General features: G+C 64.7%; 16 protein-coding genes. 3 read left to right on the top strand and 13 right to left on the bottom strand.

What is annotated here, in order from left to right:
* Positions 1–138 precede the first annotated feature (138 nt).
* Positions 139–975, bottom strand: a complete 837-nt coding sequence (locus tag N5J71_RS04260; RefSeq protein ID WP_143509913.1) for an urease accessory protein UreD — start codon at positions 973–975, stop codon at positions 139–141.
* 179 nt (positions 976–1,154) lie between these two features.
* On the opposite strand from N5J71_RS04260, the gene N5J71_RS04255 reads away from it, so the two are divergent.
* Positions 1,155–1,868, top strand: coding sequence for a sulfite exporter TauE/SafE family protein (locus tag N5J71_RS04255; protein ID WP_075745335.1), 714 nt, complete (start codon positions 1,155–1,157; stop codon positions 1,866–1,868).
* Positions 1,869–1,934: 66 nt separating this feature from the next.
* On the opposite strand, the gene N5J71_RS04250 is transcribed toward N5J71_RS04255, so the two are convergent.
* From N5J71_RS04250 to N5J71_RS04240, 3 genes are read right to left on the bottom strand one after another with little or no spacing between them, the layout of a single operon-like run.
* On the bottom strand, positions 1,935–2,693 hold the full coding sequence (locus tag N5J71_RS04250; protein ID WP_279916378.1) for an SDR family NAD(P)-dependent oxidoreductase: 759 nt from the start codon (positions 2,691–2,693) through the stop codon (positions 1,935–1,937).
* Positions 2,694–2,748: 55 nt separating this feature from the next.
* Positions 2,749–3,507, bottom strand: a complete 759-nt coding sequence (locus tag N5J71_RS04245) for an amino acid ABC transporter ATP-binding protein (protein WP_004425154.1) — start codon at positions 3,505–3,507, stop codon at positions 2,749–2,751.
* Entirely contained in the window at positions 3,500–3,667 is a 168-nt protein-coding gene (locus N5J71_RS04240; RefSeq protein WP_211098120.1) for an ABC transporter permease family protein, read from the bottom strand. The genes N5J71_RS04245 and N5J71_RS04240 overlap by 8 nt, the downstream gene beginning before the upstream one ends.
* A 42-nt stretch (positions 3,668–3,709) precedes the next feature.
* On the opposite strand from N5J71_RS04240, the gene N5J71_RS04235 reads away from it, so the two are divergent.
* A complete protein-coding gene (locus tag N5J71_RS04235; RefSeq protein WP_255311552.1) occupies positions 3,710–4,633 on the top strand; it encodes an aminotransferase-like domain-containing protein in 924 nt (307 codons plus the stop codon).
* 152 nt (positions 4,634–4,785) lie between these two features.
* On the opposite strand, the gene N5J71_RS04230 is transcribed toward N5J71_RS04235, so the two are convergent.
* Positions 4,786–6,105: an aspartate aminotransferase family protein gene (locus N5J71_RS04230; protein WP_279870527.1), complete on the bottom strand. Its 1,320-nt coding sequence runs from the start codon at positions 6,103–6,105 to the stop codon at positions 4,786–4,788.
* 182 nt (positions 6,106–6,287) lie between these two features.
* Here N5J71_RS04230 and N5J71_RS04225 point away from each other — a divergent pair, with 182 nt between their 5' ends.
* Positions 6,288–7,073: an aldolase gene (locus N5J71_RS04225; RefSeq protein WP_279916377.1), complete on the top strand. Its 786-nt coding sequence runs from the start codon at positions 6,288–6,290 to the stop codon at positions 7,071–7,073.
* Between the two features lie 177 nt (positions 7,074–7,250).
* Here the strand turns inward: N5J71_RS04225 and urtE are convergent, their stop codons facing one another.
* From urtE to N5J71_RS04185, 8 genes are all read right to left on the bottom strand, one after another.
* A complete protein-coding gene (gene urtE, locus N5J71_RS04220) occupies positions 7,251–7,949 on the bottom strand; it encodes an urea ABC transporter ATP-binding subunit UrtE (RefSeq protein ID WP_279916376.1) in 699 nt (232 codons plus the stop codon).
* Positions 7,950–8,050: 101 nt separating this feature from the next.
* Positions 8,051–8,893 (bottom strand): urea ABC transporter ATP-binding protein UrtD, encoded by an 843-nt coding sequence (gene urtD, locus N5J71_RS04215; protein ID WP_257597694.1) that lies wholly within the window; start codon positions 8,891–8,893, stop codon positions 8,051–8,053.
* Positions 8,890–9,978: an urea ABC transporter permease subunit UrtC gene (gene urtC, locus N5J71_RS04210; RefSeq protein ID WP_279870529.1), complete on the bottom strand. Its 1,089-nt coding sequence runs from the start codon at positions 9,976–9,978 to the stop codon at positions 8,890–8,892. The genes urtD and urtC overlap by 4 nt, the downstream gene beginning before the upstream one ends.
* 125 nt (positions 9,979–10,103) lie before the next feature.
* Positions 10,104–11,672 carry an urea ABC transporter permease subunit UrtB gene (gene urtB / locus N5J71_RS04205; RefSeq protein WP_004425141.1) on the bottom strand — a complete coding sequence of 523 codons (1,569 nt, stop codon included), beginning with the start codon at positions 11,670–11,672 and terminating at the stop codon, positions 10,104–10,106.
* A 101-nt stretch (positions 11,673–11,773) separates the two neighbouring features.
* Positions 11,774–13,039 (bottom strand): urea ABC transporter substrate-binding protein, encoded by a 1,266-nt coding sequence (gene urtA, locus N5J71_RS04200; RefSeq protein ID WP_074856160.1) that lies wholly within the window; start codon positions 13,037–13,039, stop codon positions 11,774–11,776.
* Between the two features lie 73 nt (positions 13,040–13,112).
* Positions 13,113–13,817 carry a GntR family transcriptional regulator gene (locus tag N5J71_RS04195; protein ID WP_279870531.1) on the bottom strand — a complete coding sequence of 235 codons (705 nt, stop codon included), beginning with the start codon at positions 13,815–13,817 and terminating at the stop codon, positions 13,113–13,115.
* 8 nt (positions 13,818–13,825) lie between these two features.
* The gene (atzF, locus tag N5J71_RS04190; protein ID WP_279916375.1) at positions 13,826–15,625 is read right to left on the bottom strand and encodes an allophanate hydrolase; all 1,800 of its coding nucleotides are present in this window, start codon (positions 15,623–15,625) and stop codon (positions 13,826–13,828) included.
* A gap of 270 nt (positions 15,626–15,895) precedes the next feature.
* Positions 15,896–16,489, bottom strand: a complete 594-nt coding sequence (locus N5J71_RS04185) for a MarC family protein (protein ID WP_004425132.1) — start codon at positions 16,487–16,489, stop codon at positions 15,896–15,898.
* Positions 16,490–16,504 lie beyond the last annotated feature (15 nt).

Below are 16,504 nucleotides of genomic sequence, written 5' to 3'. Positions count from 1 at the left end.
GTGCTTCGGTCGCTGGGTGGAACGCGGCGTGCGCTGTTCCACTCTGGCGTGGCTGTACTGCAATTTGTAGGAGCCGGCTTGCCGGCGATCGACAGAGGCCTGATCGCCGGCAAGCCGGCTCCTACATGTCCGTTGTGCTCATGTGCTCCAGATTCGGGGTGACACTGCTTCGCGCCCCAGCATCGCCGGGCGCAGCAGGCGCCAGAGCTCGATCAGCCAGGCGCGAGCCTTGAGTGCTTCGCTGGCCAGGCAGCGTGCGACCAGCAGGCCCGAGAGCTGGCTGAGGTCACCGCGTACACCGTCGATCTTCAGCTCCCGGCAGCGCTCCAGCAAATCACTGTCTACATCGGCGCTGATCAGCAGGGTGGCGAACACCGGCTGGCCGTTGAGGCCGATAGGTGAATCGAGCAGACCGTCGCCGCCGACCACGCGCTGGCGTTCGTGCCAGAGCAGCTTGCCGTCACGGCGGACATCCAGCGCGGCCTGAAAATGGCCGCTGGCAAAGCGCTCGTCGGCAGCCGGGCGGCCGAGGGCGACGATGTCCCAGTAAAGCAGGCGGGCGTCACCGTGCAGGTCGATCTGCGTATGCAGTTCGGCCTGGGCGCCGGCATAGATGATGGTTTCCTGCGGCAGCCACTCCAGGGTGGCGCCGGCGTCGATGCGCAGGCGCAGATCCTGCCGAGCGACACCGGAGGCGCGATACCACTTGGCCGCTCCGGGGCTGGTGAGCTGCACCCAGGTGTTTTCGCCAGCGTGGGCCGAGATGTCCAGGACGTCGCCGCCGGCAATGCCTCCAGGCGGGTGGACGATGATGTGCTGGCACACCTCCGGGCCTTCGGCATACAGGTGCTTCTGCACTCTAAGTGGGCCTAGGTGGCGTCTCTGCACTGGTGTGGTGCGTTCGCCGTGGCGCGCGTAGGCCAGCTCCAGCTCGGCAGGCCAGCTTGGCGTGAACAGGGCGGCAGGCAGATTCATGTTAAGGCAGGGGGTCCGCAGGATAGTTGACCGAGTGGGCAAGCAAGAGGCGTGCCCTGAACCAATTCGGTGCGCATTTACGGCTGTCTGCGGCGGTGGCCAGTCGCACTGCTGCATCTGGCTCTGCCTATCGAGCATGGCCAGCTCTAGAGTCGGGCGTCGATTCGTGCGGAGCGCTCATGTTTACCTTTATCGCCTTCGCCGCGGGGTTGGTGCGCGGCTACAGCGGCTTCGGTTTCGCCATGCTGATGGCGCTCGGACTGATGCTGCGACTGCCGCCTGCGGAAGCGGTGCCAGTGGCGCTGATTCTCGATGTGGCCTGCAGCGTAACGCTGTGGCCGGCGGCGCTGCGCGCCGTGCATGGGCGCGTGCTGGGGCGTCTGTTGGTCGGCATGCTGCTGGCGGTGCCGCTGGGCGCCTGGCTATTGCTGTGGCTGCCTGCCCACATCATGGCGCCGCTGGTGGCGGTGCTTTGTTTGTGCGGTGGCGTGCTGGTGTTGTGGCGTCCGTCCGTCGCCACACCGGTGGGCCAGGGTATGGCCTGGTTGGCCGGGCTGGCATCCGGCCTGGCGACCACCCTGGCCTCGGCCGGCGGCCCGCCATTGATGATCTACCTGCTGCGCAGCGGCCTCGATGCGCGCCAGTTGCGCGGTACGGCAGTGCTGTTCTTCCTCGCCAGCAGTGGCGCTGCGCTGATCGGGTTGGGCCTTGCGGGTGTGTTGAACGGCGCGCTCTGGCGGCTGGCACTGGAGCTGGCATTGCCGGCGTTGGCCGGCAACCTGCTCGGCCAATGGCTGCATCCGCGCTGGCAGCCGTTTTCGCTGCGGGTGCTGGTCGGTGGTTTGCTGGTACTGCTGTCGGTGGGGAGTCTGTTGCGGGTGTTGTGGGCGTAGGGCAGGGGCGTCATCAGACATGGGTGGCCTGGCGGGTTGCACCCGCCCTACGGTGAGTTTCGTCCTTCAATCGCGGTCGACGGCGAAGGGCGACCAGGCCTGGCGGCTCGGCATGATTTCCAGACGGTTGATGTTGATATGGTCCGGCAGGGTGGCGACGTAGAAGATCTGCTCGGCGATGTCCTCGGCGGTCAGCGGCGTGGTGCTGCCGTACAGCGCGTCGGAGGCAGCCTGGTTGCCCTTGGTGCGCACCAGGGTGAATTCGGTTTCGGCCATGCCCGGCGCGATGTCGGTGACGCGCACGCCGGTGGATACCAGGTCGCAGCGCAGGTTGAAGCTGAACTGTTTGACGAAGGCCTTGCTGGCGCCATAGACGTGGCCGCCCGGGTAGGGCCATTCGCCGGCCACCGAGCCGATGTTGATGATGCTGGTGCCCTTGCCGATTTCCAGCAGCTTGGGCAGTACCGCATGGGTGACGTTGACCAGGCCGGTGATGTTAGTGTCGATCATGGTGTGCCAGTCTTGCAGGGCAACCTTCTGCGCGGCCTCCGGGGCCAGCGCCAGACCGGCATTATTGACCAGCACGTCGATACGGTCGAAGGGCGCTTGCAGGCCGTCGACCAGCGCCTTCACCGCAGCAGCATCGCGCACGTCGAGCGCGGCGATGTGCACTGGTACCTTGTCCTGCAACTCGGCCTTCAGCTCTTCCAGGCGCTCCAGGCGTCGGCCGCTGAGTACCAGGATCCAGCCGGCCTCGGCGAAGCGTCGTGCCGTGGCGCGGCCGAAACCGGATGTCGCGCCTGTGATGAATGCCACCTTGCTCATGGATAACCTCGTTTCGTTACTAGCGGTTGGCTCGCCGGCTGCGTGCCGGCGAGGGTCATGCGGAAAGTTCGAGGAACTTGCGCACGCGTTCGGTTTCCGGGTTGGTGAAGAACTTCTCCGGGGCGGATTTCTCGATCAGCAGGCCCTTTTCCAGGAACACCACCTGATCGGACACCGCGCGGGCGAATTCCATTTCGTGGGTGACCACGATCATGGTGTAGCCCTCGCTGGAGAGGTTTTTCATCACCGTCAGCACTTCGCCGACCCGCTCCGGGTCGAGTGCCGAGGTCGGCTCGTCGAACAGGATCACCTCCGGGCTCATGGCCAGGGCACGGGCTATCGCCACGCGCTGCTTCTGCCCGCCGGAGAGGGTGTAGGGAAAGGCTTCGGCCTTCTGTTCCATGCCAACTTTTTCCAGCAGCGTCTGGGCGATGGCGCGGGCCTCGTCCTTGCGCATCTTCTTCACCTGCATCGGTGCTTCCATGACGTTCTGCAGCACGTTCAGGTGCGGCCACAGGTTGAAGCTCTGGAACACCATGCCGGTCTTGGCGCGGATCGCTGCCAGGTCGCGGTTGTTCATGCGCTTGCCCTGGGCGTCGACGCCGATGCGCTGGCCGGCGATGTGAATACTGCCGCGATCCGGCTCTTCGAGCCAGTTGATGCAGCGCAGCAGGGTGGATTTGCCCGAGCCGGACGAACCCAGCACGCTGACCACCTCGCCCTTGTTCACGGTCAACGAGATGTCGCGCAGCACCTCGATACCGTCGAAGCTCTTGGAAAGATTGTCGATCTGTACCGCAGGTGCCTCAGGCATGTTCGAAACCTCGTTTGGCGCCGAACCGGCTCGCCCATTTGAGCGCCAGTTCCAGGCAGATGCTGATGATCCAGTACAGGGCGATGACCACGATGAACGCCTCGCTGGGGATGAAGTAGGTGGCTTGCACCGAGTTGGCCGCAGCGGTCAGTTCCTGCACGGTGATGATGGTGAGAAAGGCGGTGTCCTTGAGTGCACCCGCGTGCTGCCCAAGCGCGGCATCTGGGCGCGGGCCGACGAGATTCTGGTCACCCTCGGTTCGCAGAACGCGCTCTATCTGCTGGCCAGCCTGCTGATGGCGCGCGGTGTGCGCGTTGGCGTGGAGAACCCTGGTTTTCGCGATGCGGCTAGCATCTTCGACATTCACGGCGCCAAGGTGCACCTGCAGGATGTCGACGATCAGGGCCTTGTGGTGGACCGGCGGCTGGATGACTGCCAGTACCTCTACGTGACGCCGGGGCACCAGGTACCCACCGGCGTGGCGATGAGCACGGCGCGGCGCGAACAACTGCTGAGGCAGATTCGTGAGCACGACCAGGTGCTGATCGAGGACGACTACGACGCCGAATTCAACCTCGACAACCACCCACTGCCGGCGCTCAAGGCCAGCGACAGCAGCGGCCGGGTGATCTATCTGAGCAGCCTGTCCAAGGCCTTTTCGCCGGGGCTGCGGATCGGCTACATGGTCGCCGACGCTGAGCTGATCGACGAGCTCCGCGCCCTGCGCCGGCTGATGTACCGACATCCGCCGCTGAACAACCAGCGCATGCTCGCCGACTTCCTCGCCCAGGGGCATTACGACGCGCACCTGCGGCGTTTTCGCGAGGAACATTGCCGCCGCCGCGAGCTGCTTTACCAGGCGCTGCGCAGCGACCTGAGCGACTGCCAGCCGATGGGCAGCCCTGGTGCCAGCGCCTGCTGGCTGGCGGCGCCTGCGGGCATCGACACTCAGCGCCTGGCCTGGGCGGCGGCGCAGCAGAGCGTGTTGATCGAATCCGGGGCGCAGTTCTTCCTGGGTGATGGCGAGGCGCCGAAGAACTTCATGCGCCTGGGGTTCCACGCCATCGATGCCGAACGCATTCGGCCGGGCGTGCAGAAGCTGGGGGAGGTGCTGGCGGGGTTGTGATCGCTTGTCTCCCCTCTCCCGCTTGCGGGAGAGGGGCGGGGGAGAGGGTTTGCCGGCGACTCCTATCTGCCGTACTTGCCCTCTCCCCAACCCTCTCCACTAGGCGTGCCCCCAATAAATGGGAGAGGGGGCTGTCTGCGGCCTGGACAGAGTCAGGCAAAACGCGGTGCGAACAGGGCGAACACCTCGTCGAAGATCGCCAGCGCCTCGTTTACCTGCGCGGCGCTGACGATGCACGGCGGCACTACATGGATGCGGTTTTCCACCACGAAGCTGAGCAGCCCGCGCGCGGTCAGCGCCGCCTTCATTTCCTGCATCACCGGCGCCGGCATCGGCGTCTTCTTCTGCACATCGCTGACGAATTCCAGCGCCCAGAACAGGCCGACGCCACGCGCCTCGCCGATCATCGGGTAGCGTTCGGCCAGTTTCTTCAGGCCCGGGCCGAGCACCTGGGCGCCGATATCGCGGGCATTTTCCACCATGCCTTCCTCGGTCATCGCATCCAGCGTGGCGACGATGGCGGCCATGGCCAGTGGGTGCCCGGAGTAGGTCAGCCCGCCGGGGAAGAAGTGGTTGTCGAAGTGCTCGCAGATCGGCTTGGAAATCATCACTCCACCGGCCGGCACATAGCCGGAGTTGACGCCCTTGGCGAAGACGATCAGGTCCGGCACCACGTCGAAATGCTCCAGCGCCAGCCAGCTGCCGGTACGGCCGAAACCGGCCATCACTTCATCGAGGATGAGCAGAATGCCGAACTCGTCGGCCAGCTTGCGTACGCCCTGCATGTAGCCCTTGGGCGGCACCAGAATGCCGGCGGTGCCGGGAATGCTCTCCAGCAGAATGGCGGCGATGGCGCCCGGCCCCTCACATTCGATGACCCGGCGCAGGTGCTGCAGGGCACGTGCGCATTCTTCTTCTTCGTTCGCCGCATTGAACTCGGTGCGGTACAGGTAGGGATTAAAAAAGTGCACATGGCCACGGGCGTACTCATTGGGCACACGGCGTGGGTCGCCGGTGGCGACAATGGCCGCGCCGGTGCTGCCGTGGTAGGAGCGGTAGGCGGAGAGGATCTTGTCGCGACCGGTATACAGGCGCGCCATGCGCATGGCGTTCTCGTTGGCATCGGCGCCGGCGTTGGTAAAAAACACCTTGGAGAAACCGGCCGGCGCGCGGGCGAGGATGCGCTTGGCCGCTTCGCCACGCATCAGGTTGGCGGTGGCCGGGGCGATGGTCACCAGGCTGCCGGCCTGTTCCTGGATGGCGGCGATCACCTTGGGGTGCTGGTGGCCGATGTTGGTGTTGACCAGTTGGCTGCTGAAGTCGAGGTAGCGTTTGCCGTCGTAGTCCCACAGGGTGCAGCCCTCGCCGCCGGCAATCACCAGCGGGTTGAGGGCGCCCTGGGTCGACCAGGAGTGGAAGACGTGCTGGCGATCCAGATCGTGGACGTACTGGTTGCTGATCGGTGTGCTCATGATGACCTCGGGCTGGCCGTTGCGGATGGTTGCACCTTAGGAACAAAGCGGTCGTTGGCCGTAGAGCCAGATGCTGGAAGTGGCCGGGTCAGCGCGTCTGGCTCGCCGACGTCGGGTAACTGTCCCTAGGCGCTTGGTATGTACAGGCTAGGCTGGAGGCATCCGTTTTCAGGAGTGAAACCATGGCCCACGCATTCGAAATCAACACCGCCCCGCTGGTGTCCACTGAGGGCCTGAACAGCGCCGCGATCGCCCAGGCGCGTATCGACCTGGCCGCCTGCTTTCGCATGGCTGCACGCCTCGGCATGGGCGAGGGCATCTGCAACCACTTTTCCGTGGTGGTGCCCGGGCGGCCCGAGCTGTTTCTGGTCAACCCTTATGGCCTGGCCTTCGCCGAGGTTACAGCGTCCTCACTGCTGGTCTGCGATTTCGACGGGCGCGTGGTGCTGGACGATGGCCGCCCGGAGGCCACGGCGTTCTTTATCCATGCCCAGTTGCACCGCCTCAACCCGCGCGCCACGGCGGCGTTCCACACCCATATGCCCAACGCCACGGCACTGTGCATGCTGGAGGGCGAGCCCTTCGTCTGGGCCGGGCAGACGGCGTTGAAGTTCTACGAACGGCTGGTGGTGGATGAGGATTATCAGGGCCTTGCCCTGAATGATGCCGAGGGCGAGCGCATCGCCCGCGCGGCAGGTGATGCCGATGTGGTGATGCTGAAGAACCATGGCCCTTTGGTGCTGGGGCTAAGTATTGCCGAAGCCTGGGACGACCTCTACTACCTGGAGCGCGCCGCCGAGGTGCAGCTCAAGGCCATGGCCAGCGGTCGGCCGCTGAAGGCCGTGGCACCGGCGATTGCCAGTGCGGCGTGCCGGCAGATGCTGCAGGGCAACGCCGAAAGCGCGCATCTGCATCTGGAGAGCGTGAAACGCCAGTTGCTGCGCGAGGGATCGGATTTCGCCGGGTGATGCCTGTAGGAGTCCGCTTGCGGGCGATCCGTCGTTTCGGCCAACGGATCGCCGGCAAGCCGGCTCCTACAAGGCGGGATCAGATTTGTAGGGTGGGCCGGGCGGCGATCCGTTTCAGCCCACCAATTGACGCTCCCTGGATGGATCAGGCGGGTTACACCCGCCCTACGTTCCGCATCAGATCGCCACCAACCCGCGCACGCCTTCGGCTTCCATGTTCTCGCCACGGCCCTGCTGGACGATCTCGCCACGGCTCATCACCAGATACTGGTCGGCAAGCTCGGCAGCGAAATCATAGAACTGCTCCACCAGCAGGATGGCCATGTCGCCGCGAGCGGCGAGCTTCTTGATCACCGCGCCGATCTCCTTGATCACCGAGGGTTGGATACCTTCGGTGGGCTCGTCGAGGATCAGCAGGCGCGGCTGGCTGGCCAGGGCGCGACCGATGGCCAGCTGTTGCTGCTGGCCACCGGACAGGTCGCCGCCACGGCGATGCTTCATCTCGCGCAGCACCGGGAACAGCTCGTAGATGAATTCCGGCACGGCCTTGGCCTGGCTGCCGGGGAAGCGCGACAGGCCCATCAGCAGGTTCTCTTCCACCGTCAGGCGGCCGAAGATTTCGCGTCCCTGGGGCACGTAGGCGATACCAGCGTGTACGCGCTGGTGCGGTTTGAAAGCGGTGATGGGTTTACCTTCCCATTGCACGCTACCGTCCTTGGCCGGGATCAGACCCATCAGGCATTTGAGTAACGTGGTCTTGCCCACGCCGTTGCGGCCAAGCAGGCAGGTGACTTCGCCGACCTTCACGTCGAACGACAGGCCACGGAGGATGTGGCTGCCGCCGTAATACTGGTGGAGTTGTTGGACTTGCAGCATATGGATGTCCTTAAGCATGCGGTGCGCGCGGCGCACCCTACGGAGCGCCAGCCTTCTCCCCTCTACCGCTTGCGGGAGAGGGGCCGGGGGAGAGGGGCTTTTCAGCGACCCAGATAAACCTCGATCACCCGCTCGTCGTTCTGTACCTGCTCCAGCGAGCCTTCGGCCAGCACGCTGCCTTGGTGCAGTACGGTGACGTGGTCGGCGATGGAGCCGACGAAGCCCATGTCGTGCTCCACCACCATCAGCGAGTGCTTGCGTGCCAGCGACTTGAACAGCTCGGCGGTGAACTCGGTCTCGGCGTCGGTCATGCCTGCCACTGGTTCGTCGAGCAGCAGCAGATGCGGCTCCTGCATCAGCAGCATGCCGATCTCGAGGAACTGTTTCTGGCCGTGGGAGAGCAAACCGGCGGGACGATTGCGAGACGTCTCCAGGCGAATGGTATTGAGCACCTCTTCGATGCGATCCTTCTGCTCGCCGCTGAGTCTGGCGCGCAGGCTGGCCCATACCGATTTGTTGGTCTTCTGTGCCAGCTCCAGGTTTTCGAACACCGTCAGCGCTTCGAACACCGTCGGCTTCTGGAACTTGCGGCCGATGCCGGCCTGGGCGATCTGCACTTCGCTCATGGCAGTCAGGTCGTACTGCTCGCCGAAGTAGGCCACGCCGTTGTCCGGGCGGGTCTTGCCGGTGATCACGTCCATCATGGTGGTCTTGCCGGCGCCGTTGGGGCCGATGATGCAGCGCAGCTCACCGACGCCGATGTACAGGGTCAGGTTGGTCAGCGCCTTGAAGCCATCGAAGCTGACGTTGATATCTTCCAGCGTAAGGATGGTGCCATGGCGGACGTTGACGCCCTTGCCGACGTTCTTGCCGGTGTCCAGCGCCAGGCCGGTAGGGTCGAAGGCGGCTTCGAGCATGGTTTCAGAGACCGGTGTGGCTTTCATTGATCCTTCTCCTTCTTCAACAGGCCGACGACGCCTCTTGGCAGGAACAGGGTGACGACGATGAATAGCGCGCCCAGGGCGAACAGCCAGTATTCCGGGAAGGCCACGGTGAACCAGCTCTTCATGCCATTGACCAGGCCGGCGCCAAGCAGCGGGCCGATCAGCGTGCCGCGACCGCCCAGGGCGACCCATACGGCAGCTTCGATGGACTGCGTCGGCGCCATTTCGCTGGGGTTGATGATGCCCACCTGCGGCACGTATAGCGCGCCGGCCAGGCCGCACAACACCGCGCTCAGCACCCAGATGAACAGCTTGTAACCGCGTGGGTCGTAGCCGCAGAACATCAGGCGGTTCTCGGCGTCACGCAGGGCCGTGAGCACGCGGCCGAACTTGCTGCGTGCCAGGCGAAAGCCCAGGTACAGGCTGCCCACCAGCAACACCACGGTGGCGAAGAACAGCACGGCGCGGGTGCCCTGCGCGGTGATGTCGAAGCCGAGGATGCGGGTGAAGCCGGTAAAGCCGTTGTTGCCGCCGAAGCCGGTTTCGTTGCGGAAGAACAAGAGCATGCCGGCGAAGGTCAGCGCCTGGGTCATGATCGAGAAGTACACGCCCTTGATCCGCGAGCGGAAGGCGAAGAAGCCGAACACCAGCGCCAGCAGACCGGGCGCCAGCACCACCAGGCACATGGCCCAGAGGAAGCTGGAGGTGCCGTACCAGTACCAGGGCAGCTCGCTCCAGGCGAGGAAGCTCATAAAGGCCGGCAGGCCGTCACCGGCACTCTGGCGCATCAGGTACATGCCCATGGCGTAGCCGCCGAGGGCGAAGAACAGGCCGTGGCCCAGCGACAGCATGCCGGCGTAGCCCCAGACCAGGTCCAGCGCCAGGGCGACGATGGCGTAGCAGAGGATCTTGCCCACCAGGGTCAGCGAATAGGCCGAGACGTGCAGGGCATGGTCGGCCGGCAACAGGTGCAGCAGTGGCATGGCGAGCAGCACGGCCAGCACCAGCAGGCCGATGGCCAGCGAAACCTGAGGGCCGAGCTTGGCGCTGGCACGGGCCAGCAGCGTTTGATTTATCGCATTCATCAGTCGATCACTCGTCCTTTAAGCCCGCAGGGCGGGTGCAACCCGCCGCTGCAGTGATGGCGTTCGGTCTGTCTGGCGGGTTTCACCCGCCCTACGCCCGTTGGCGCAATAACGGTCGCTGGTCATCAGTCGATCACCCGTCCTTTGAGAGCGAAAAGGCCTTGCGGGCGTTTCTGGATGAACAGGATGATCAGCGCGAGGATGAGGATCTTGCCGAGCACCGCACCGATCTGCGGTTCTAGGAACTTGTTCACCACGCCCAGGCCGAAGGCGGCCAGCACGCTACCGGCCAGTTGGCCGACGCCGCCGAGTACCACCACCAGGAAGGAGTCGATGATGTAGCTCTGACCGAGGTCCGGGCCGACGTTGCCGATCTGGCTCAGGGCCACGCCGCCGAGGCCGGCGATGCCCGAACCGAGACCGAAGGCCAGCATGTCCACGCGTCCGGTGGGCACGCCGCAGCAGGCGGCCATATTGCGGTTCTGGGTTACCGCGCGCACGTTCAGGCCCAGGCGCGTCTTGTTCAGCAGCAGCCAGGTCAGGACCACGACGAACAAGGCGAAGCCGATAATGACGATGCGGTTGTAGGGCAGCACCAGGTTCGGCAGCACCTGCATGCCGCCAGACAACCAGGCCGGGTTGGCCACTTCGACGTTCTGTGCGCCGAAGGTGACGCGTACCAGTTGAATCAGGATCAGGCTGATGCCCCAGGTGGCCAGCAGGGTTTCCAGCGGCCGGCCATAGAGGTGGCGGATCACCGTGCGCTCCAGCGCCATGCCGATGCAGGCCGTGACCAGAAAGGCGATCGGCAACGCGGCCAGTGGGTAGAGCGTGAGGTATTCGGGCGCCAGGCGCTGGAAGCTCAGCTGCACCACGTAGGTGGTGTAGGCGCCCAGCATCAGCATTTCGCCGTGGGCCATGTTGATCACCCCGAGCAGGCCGAAGGTGATGGCCAGACCGAGGGCGGCGAGCAGCAGAATCGAACCCAGCGACAGGCCACTGAAGGCCTGGCCGAGCAGTTCGCCGATCAGCAGTTTGTTCTTCACTTGAGCCAGGCTCTGCTCGGCAGCGGCGCGCACGGTGGCATCGCTTTCTTCGCCATCGAGCAGGCTTTGCAGGCGGGTGCGGGCCAGCGGGTCGCCGGTCTTGCCCAGACGCTCCACGGCAGCCAGGCGCACGGCCGGGTCGCTGGCCTCCAGCTGCAGGTTGGCCAGGGCCAGGGTGATGGCGTCACGCACGTTCTCGTCGGCTTCCATGCTCAGGCGGTTTTCCAGCAGCGGCAGCAGTGCCGGCGGTGTATTGCGCTGCAGTTGCTTGGCGGCGGCGAGGCGCACGGCGGCATCGTCATCGAGCAACTGATGGCTGGCCACGGCGAAGGCGATCAGGCCGCGCAGGCGGTTGTTCAGGCGCAGCTTGCGTGGCGTGCCATTGGCTTCGGCTGCGCCATCGGCGGCCTGCCAGGTGCCGTCCTGTTCGATGAAGGCGCGTTTGTCGGCATCGCTGCCGACGCGGCCCTGCCGCAGGGCTTGCAACAGTGGCATACGCTCGGGGCTGGGCGCTGCGGCCCAGTCCTGCAGCAGTTTGGCCTGCTTGCTGGCGTTGGCGGCGACGAAATCGTCGGCCTCGCCAGCCTGCGCCGCCAGTGGCAGCAACAGCAGCAGGCTCAGGAGAATCCGGGTAAGGGCAGTGGGCATAAGGGGGTCCTTGATGGCCTGTAGGAGCCCGCTTGCGGGCGATCAGGGTGATCGCTGGCAAGCCAGCTCCTACAGGTTTACAGCGGGTGAGAACCGTAGAATCAGTTCGACTTCACCGGGGTATCGGCTTTCTTGTCGTTGCCTTCGATGTACGGGCTCCACGGCTGGGCGCGGATCGGGCCTTCGGTTTCCCAGACCACGGAGAACTGACCGTCCTCCTGGATCTCGCCGATCATCACCGGCTTGTGCAGGTGATGGTTCTTCTCGTCCATCTTCAGGGTGAAGCCGCTCGGGGCCGCGAATTCCTGGCCGGCCATGGCTTCGCGCACCTTGTCGACGTCGGTGGTGCCGGCCTTCTCGACCGCTTGCGCCCACATGTGGATGCCCACGTAGGTGGCTTCCATCGGGTCGTTGGTCACCACGGTGTCGGCGTTCGGCAGCTTCTTGGCCTTGGCGTAGGCTTTCCAGTTGGCGACGAATTTCTCGTTGACCGGGTTCTCCACGGACTGGAAGTAGTTCCAGGCCGCCAGGTGGCCGACCAGTGGCTTGGTGTCGATGCCGCGCAGTTCTTCCTCACCCACGGAGAAGGCCACCACCGGCACTTCGGTGGCTTCCAGGCCCTGGTTGGCCAGCTCCTTGTAGAACGGCACGTTGGAGTCGCCGTTCACGGTGGAAACCACGGCAGTCTTGCCGCCAGCGGAGAACTTCTTGATGTTGGCGACGATGGTTTGATAGTCGCTATGACCGAAGGGGGTGTAGACCTCTTCGATGTCCTTGTCGGCGATGCCCTTGCTGTGCAGGAAGGCGCGCAGGATCTTGTTGGTGGTGCGTGGGTAGACGTAGTCGGTGCCGAGCAGGAAGAAGCGCTTGGCGGCGCCGCCGTCTTCGCTGAGCAGGTATTCCACCGCCGGGATGGCCTGCTGGTTTGGCGCTGCACCGGTGTAGAACACGTTCGGCGACATCTCTTCGCCTTCGTACTGCACCGGGTAGAACAGCAGGCCGTTGAGCTCTTCATAGACCGGCAGCACGGATTTTCGCGATACCGAGGTCCAGCAGCCGAAGGTCACCGCGACCTTGTCCTGGGTCAGCAACTGGCGGCCACGCTCGGCGAACAGCGGCCAGTTCGACGCCGGGTCGACCACCACCGGCTCCAACTGCTTGCCGAGCACGCCGCCCTTGGCGTTGATCTCGTCGATGGTCATCAGCGCCATGTCTTTAAGCGAAGTTTCCGAGATGGCCATGGTGCCGGACAGCGAGTGCAGGATGCCGACCTTGATGGTCTCGGCGGCCTGGATGGACCAGCTCAGGCCCATGGCGGCGATGGAAGCGGAAAGGGTAAAGGCCTTGATCAGGCTGCGACGTTGCATGGTGCGATCTCCATTCACAATTGTGACTAAGTGGACAGCGTTTTTATTGGTGGCAGTGAAGGTCATGGCTCGGTTATTCCGGCATCGGCTCTACGCACTGGCGAGCGCCGTACAGCTTGTGCAAGGTGATCGAATGCACCTCTGCCTTGCTGACCTCTATATGGCCCTTGAGCAATTGCTGTGCCTGTTCTGAGCGACGGATCAGGATTGCCTCGAGAATTTGCTGGTGCTCTGCATAGGTCAGGTCGATGCGTCGGGTCTGAGTGAAATCCAGCCGCCTTAGAATGCGGATCTTCTCGCTGACCTCACGGTGCACGCGGGCCATCTCGCGATTGCCGGCGGCTTCCAGTAATTGGCAATGAAAGGCTTCGTCGAGGCGTGAAACGGCGACGCCGTCCTGCAACTGGTCTTCCTTTTGCACCATCCAGGTGCGCGCAAGCATCTGCAGTGCAGGCGGGTGTTCGTCCGTGGGGCGCTGGCAAAGTCGGCGTACGGCGTCGAGTTCAAGGACGATGCGCAGCTCGTACAATTCATCGAATTGCACGAAGTCCAGCGGGCGAACCTGCCAGCCGCTGCGAAAGTGCACGTCGAGAAAACCCTCGCGCTGCAGACGGTGCAGCGCCTGGCGTACCGGCGTGCGGCTGGCCGCCATGCGCGCGGCGACCTCGCCTTCGGAGAAGCGGTCGCCGGGCATCAGGCGGAACTCGAAGATGTCGTCCTTGAGCCGGGCGTAGATGCGCTCGGCCAGGCTCTCTGGGCGCTCGGCAGCACGCGGCATGAGCGTGCTCAGGCCTTGGTGCTGGCGATATAGGCGCGCCAACCACCAAAGCTGGTGATGTCGCGCGCGCCATCCAGCGCATAGGGCTCGCAGATAAAGCCCTTGACCCAACGGCCGTCGGCCAGCTCCAGGTTGCCGATACCCAGTGGTGGCGGGATCTCGGCGACGAACTCACCGAAGCGCGCCTGCGGCACGTCCCACAGCTCGACGATGATCGCCGCGCCGTCCTCGGCCACACGGGCCAGGCCCGGCTTGGGCGGCACGGTACCGGGCAGGGCATAGAGGCGGTAATGCGCCGTGCTGGTGGTCTGCTCCACCAGCACCGCATCGCGTGTGCTGAGCTGGAAGTTCAGCGGCATGCCGGTCATGTGCGCGCCGACCACGGCAACACGGATGCAACCGGGTGCAGGCTTGTCGCTGGTGGTTTGCTTTGGCAGCGGCTTGCCGGTGGCGCCCAGCGGCAGATTGACTGCCTGCTGCCAGCGCTGACCGAAGGCGGCCAGTGCCTGGTCATGCCAGGCTGGTGCGAGCAGGGTGATGCCGGCCGGCAGGCCGTCGGCGCGCAGCCCTGCCGGCACGGCGAGGGCAGACAGGTCAGCGAGGTTGGTGAAGTTGGTGTAGGTGCCGAACTGGCTGTTGAACAGCACGGGTTCGGCTTGCATCTCGGCCAGGGTGCGGATGGTTGGCGAGGTCGGCACCACCATGGCGTCGAAGTCGGCCAGGGCGCCGTTGATCACGCGGCTCAGTTCGGCGCGAATGTACTCGGCTTTGTAAGCGTCGCAGGCGCTGTACTTGTGGCCGTTGTCGACGATGCCGCGCACCACCGGGTTGATGTGTTCGGGGTTCACGCCTTCCACCGCAACGGTGCGTTCGGCGACCCAGGGGCCGTAGTAGAGCTGCTCGGCCAGTTGCTGGAAGGGGGCGAAATCGATCTCCACCAGTTCGGCGCCCAATTCACGCAGTTTGCCCAGTGCGGCCTCATAGACGGCCTGGTTCTGGCTGTCGGCGAAGAACTCGGGGTTGGCCGGCACGGCCAGGCGCGGCTGGGCCGGCATACCGACCTTGGCGCTGTTCGGGTTCTTGCGGCTGTAGGCATCGGCGGCGTCATAGCCGCCAGCGATGTTGGCCACGGCCAGGGCATCGCCGACGGTCAGGGCGAATACCGAGATGCAGTCGACGGTGCGGCAGGCCGGCACCAGGCCGGTGTTGGGCAGCCAGCCCTTGGTCGGTTTGAGCCCGACGATATTGTTGAAACCCGCCGGCACGCGGCCCGAGCCTGCGGTGTCGGTGCCCAGCGAGAAGGGCACCAGGCCGCGCGCGACCACACTGGCCGAACCGGAGCTGGAACCGCCGCTGACGTAAGCCGGGTTGAAGCTGTTGGGCACCGCGCCGTGAGGCGAACGGGTGCCGACCAGACCGGTGGCGAACTGATCGAGGTTGGTCTTGCCGACCAAGATCGCGCCGGCGGCGCGCAGGCGCGCGACTACTGTGGCGTCAGCCTTGGCCAGATAGGCGAATTCGGGGCAGGCGGCGGTGGTGGGCCAGCCGTCCGCATCGATATTGTCCTTGATGGCGAAGGGCACGCCATACAGCGGCAGCTTGCTCAGGTCGCCGCCTGCACCTTCCTGTGCGATTGTCAGGGCATCGAGTTGGGCGTTTAGCTGAGCTTCGCTGGCCAGGGCGATCCACGCCGTGTCGTCAGCGCGCAGTTCCCGGCGCAGGGCATGCAGCAGTTCAGCAGGTGATTGGCCGTCGCGGTAGACCTGTTGCCATTGTGCGAGGGTGAAAGCGATTGGTGTGTTGGACATGCGTTTAGATCCCATCTTGTATCCAAGTTGGAATCGCTGGAGCAATGACGGTGCCAGTTTGGTGCAGGCCTTTATTTTCGGGGATTACAGTGCAACGGAAGGGGTTTTGACGAGAGGCGTCGCACCGAGGCGGGGCTGGTCTGCAAGCGAATGGTGCAGGGTTTTAAGGGCTGGCGGTGCGCATAGCCCTCCCTACGGGATCGAGGGGGGCCTGCAGGCATTCGCTAGGTAGGGGGCGCCGTGCGCACCGAGGGCTCGAAGCTCGCCGTCTTATGGCATCAGGTAGTTCTTCACCCCGGTGAAGATGATCTGCGCGGCCAGGGCGCAGACGAACAGGCCCATCAAGCGGCTGACGATTTGCAGTCCCTGGTCGCCGAGCAGGCGCTCGAACTGGTTGGACAGGTACAGCACCACGCCGACGGTAAGGCTGGCGAGAAAGATCGCTGCCACCGCTACCAGCTTGTCGTCCCAGTGCGGCTGGCTGGCGCCCATCAGCAGCAGGGCGCCGATGGTGCCGGGGCCGACGGTGATGGGGATGGTCAGCGGTACGATGGTCACATCCTGCTGCACGTTATCACTCTGCACCGCCGACTTGCCCTGGGCCATGCCGAGCGCGGAGATGAACAGCACCGAGCCTGCGCCGATGCGGAAGGCGTCGATGGTGATCCCGAACAGGGTGAAAATGTGCTTGCCGAACAGGTACAGCAGCACGCTGGCGATCAGCGTGGCCAGCGCCACCTTCCAGGCCAGGCGCTTGCGTTCCTTGAGGGTGTAGCCGCGGCTGAGGCCGATAAAGCAGGAGAGGACGAAGAAGGGGCTGTAGAGCACCAGCATCTTCAAGTACAGGCTGAACAACTCGGACATGGGGCGCTCGTTTGA

Source organism: Ectopseudomonas oleovorans (genome assembly GCF_029845265.1).
Lineage (GTDB): Bacteria > Pseudomonadota > Gammaproteobacteria > Pseudomonadales > Pseudomonadaceae > Aquipseudomonas > Aquipseudomonas oleovorans.
The sequence above is the reverse complement of the archived record's forward strand: the minus strand, read 5'-3'. Positions and strand labels throughout refer to the sequence as shown.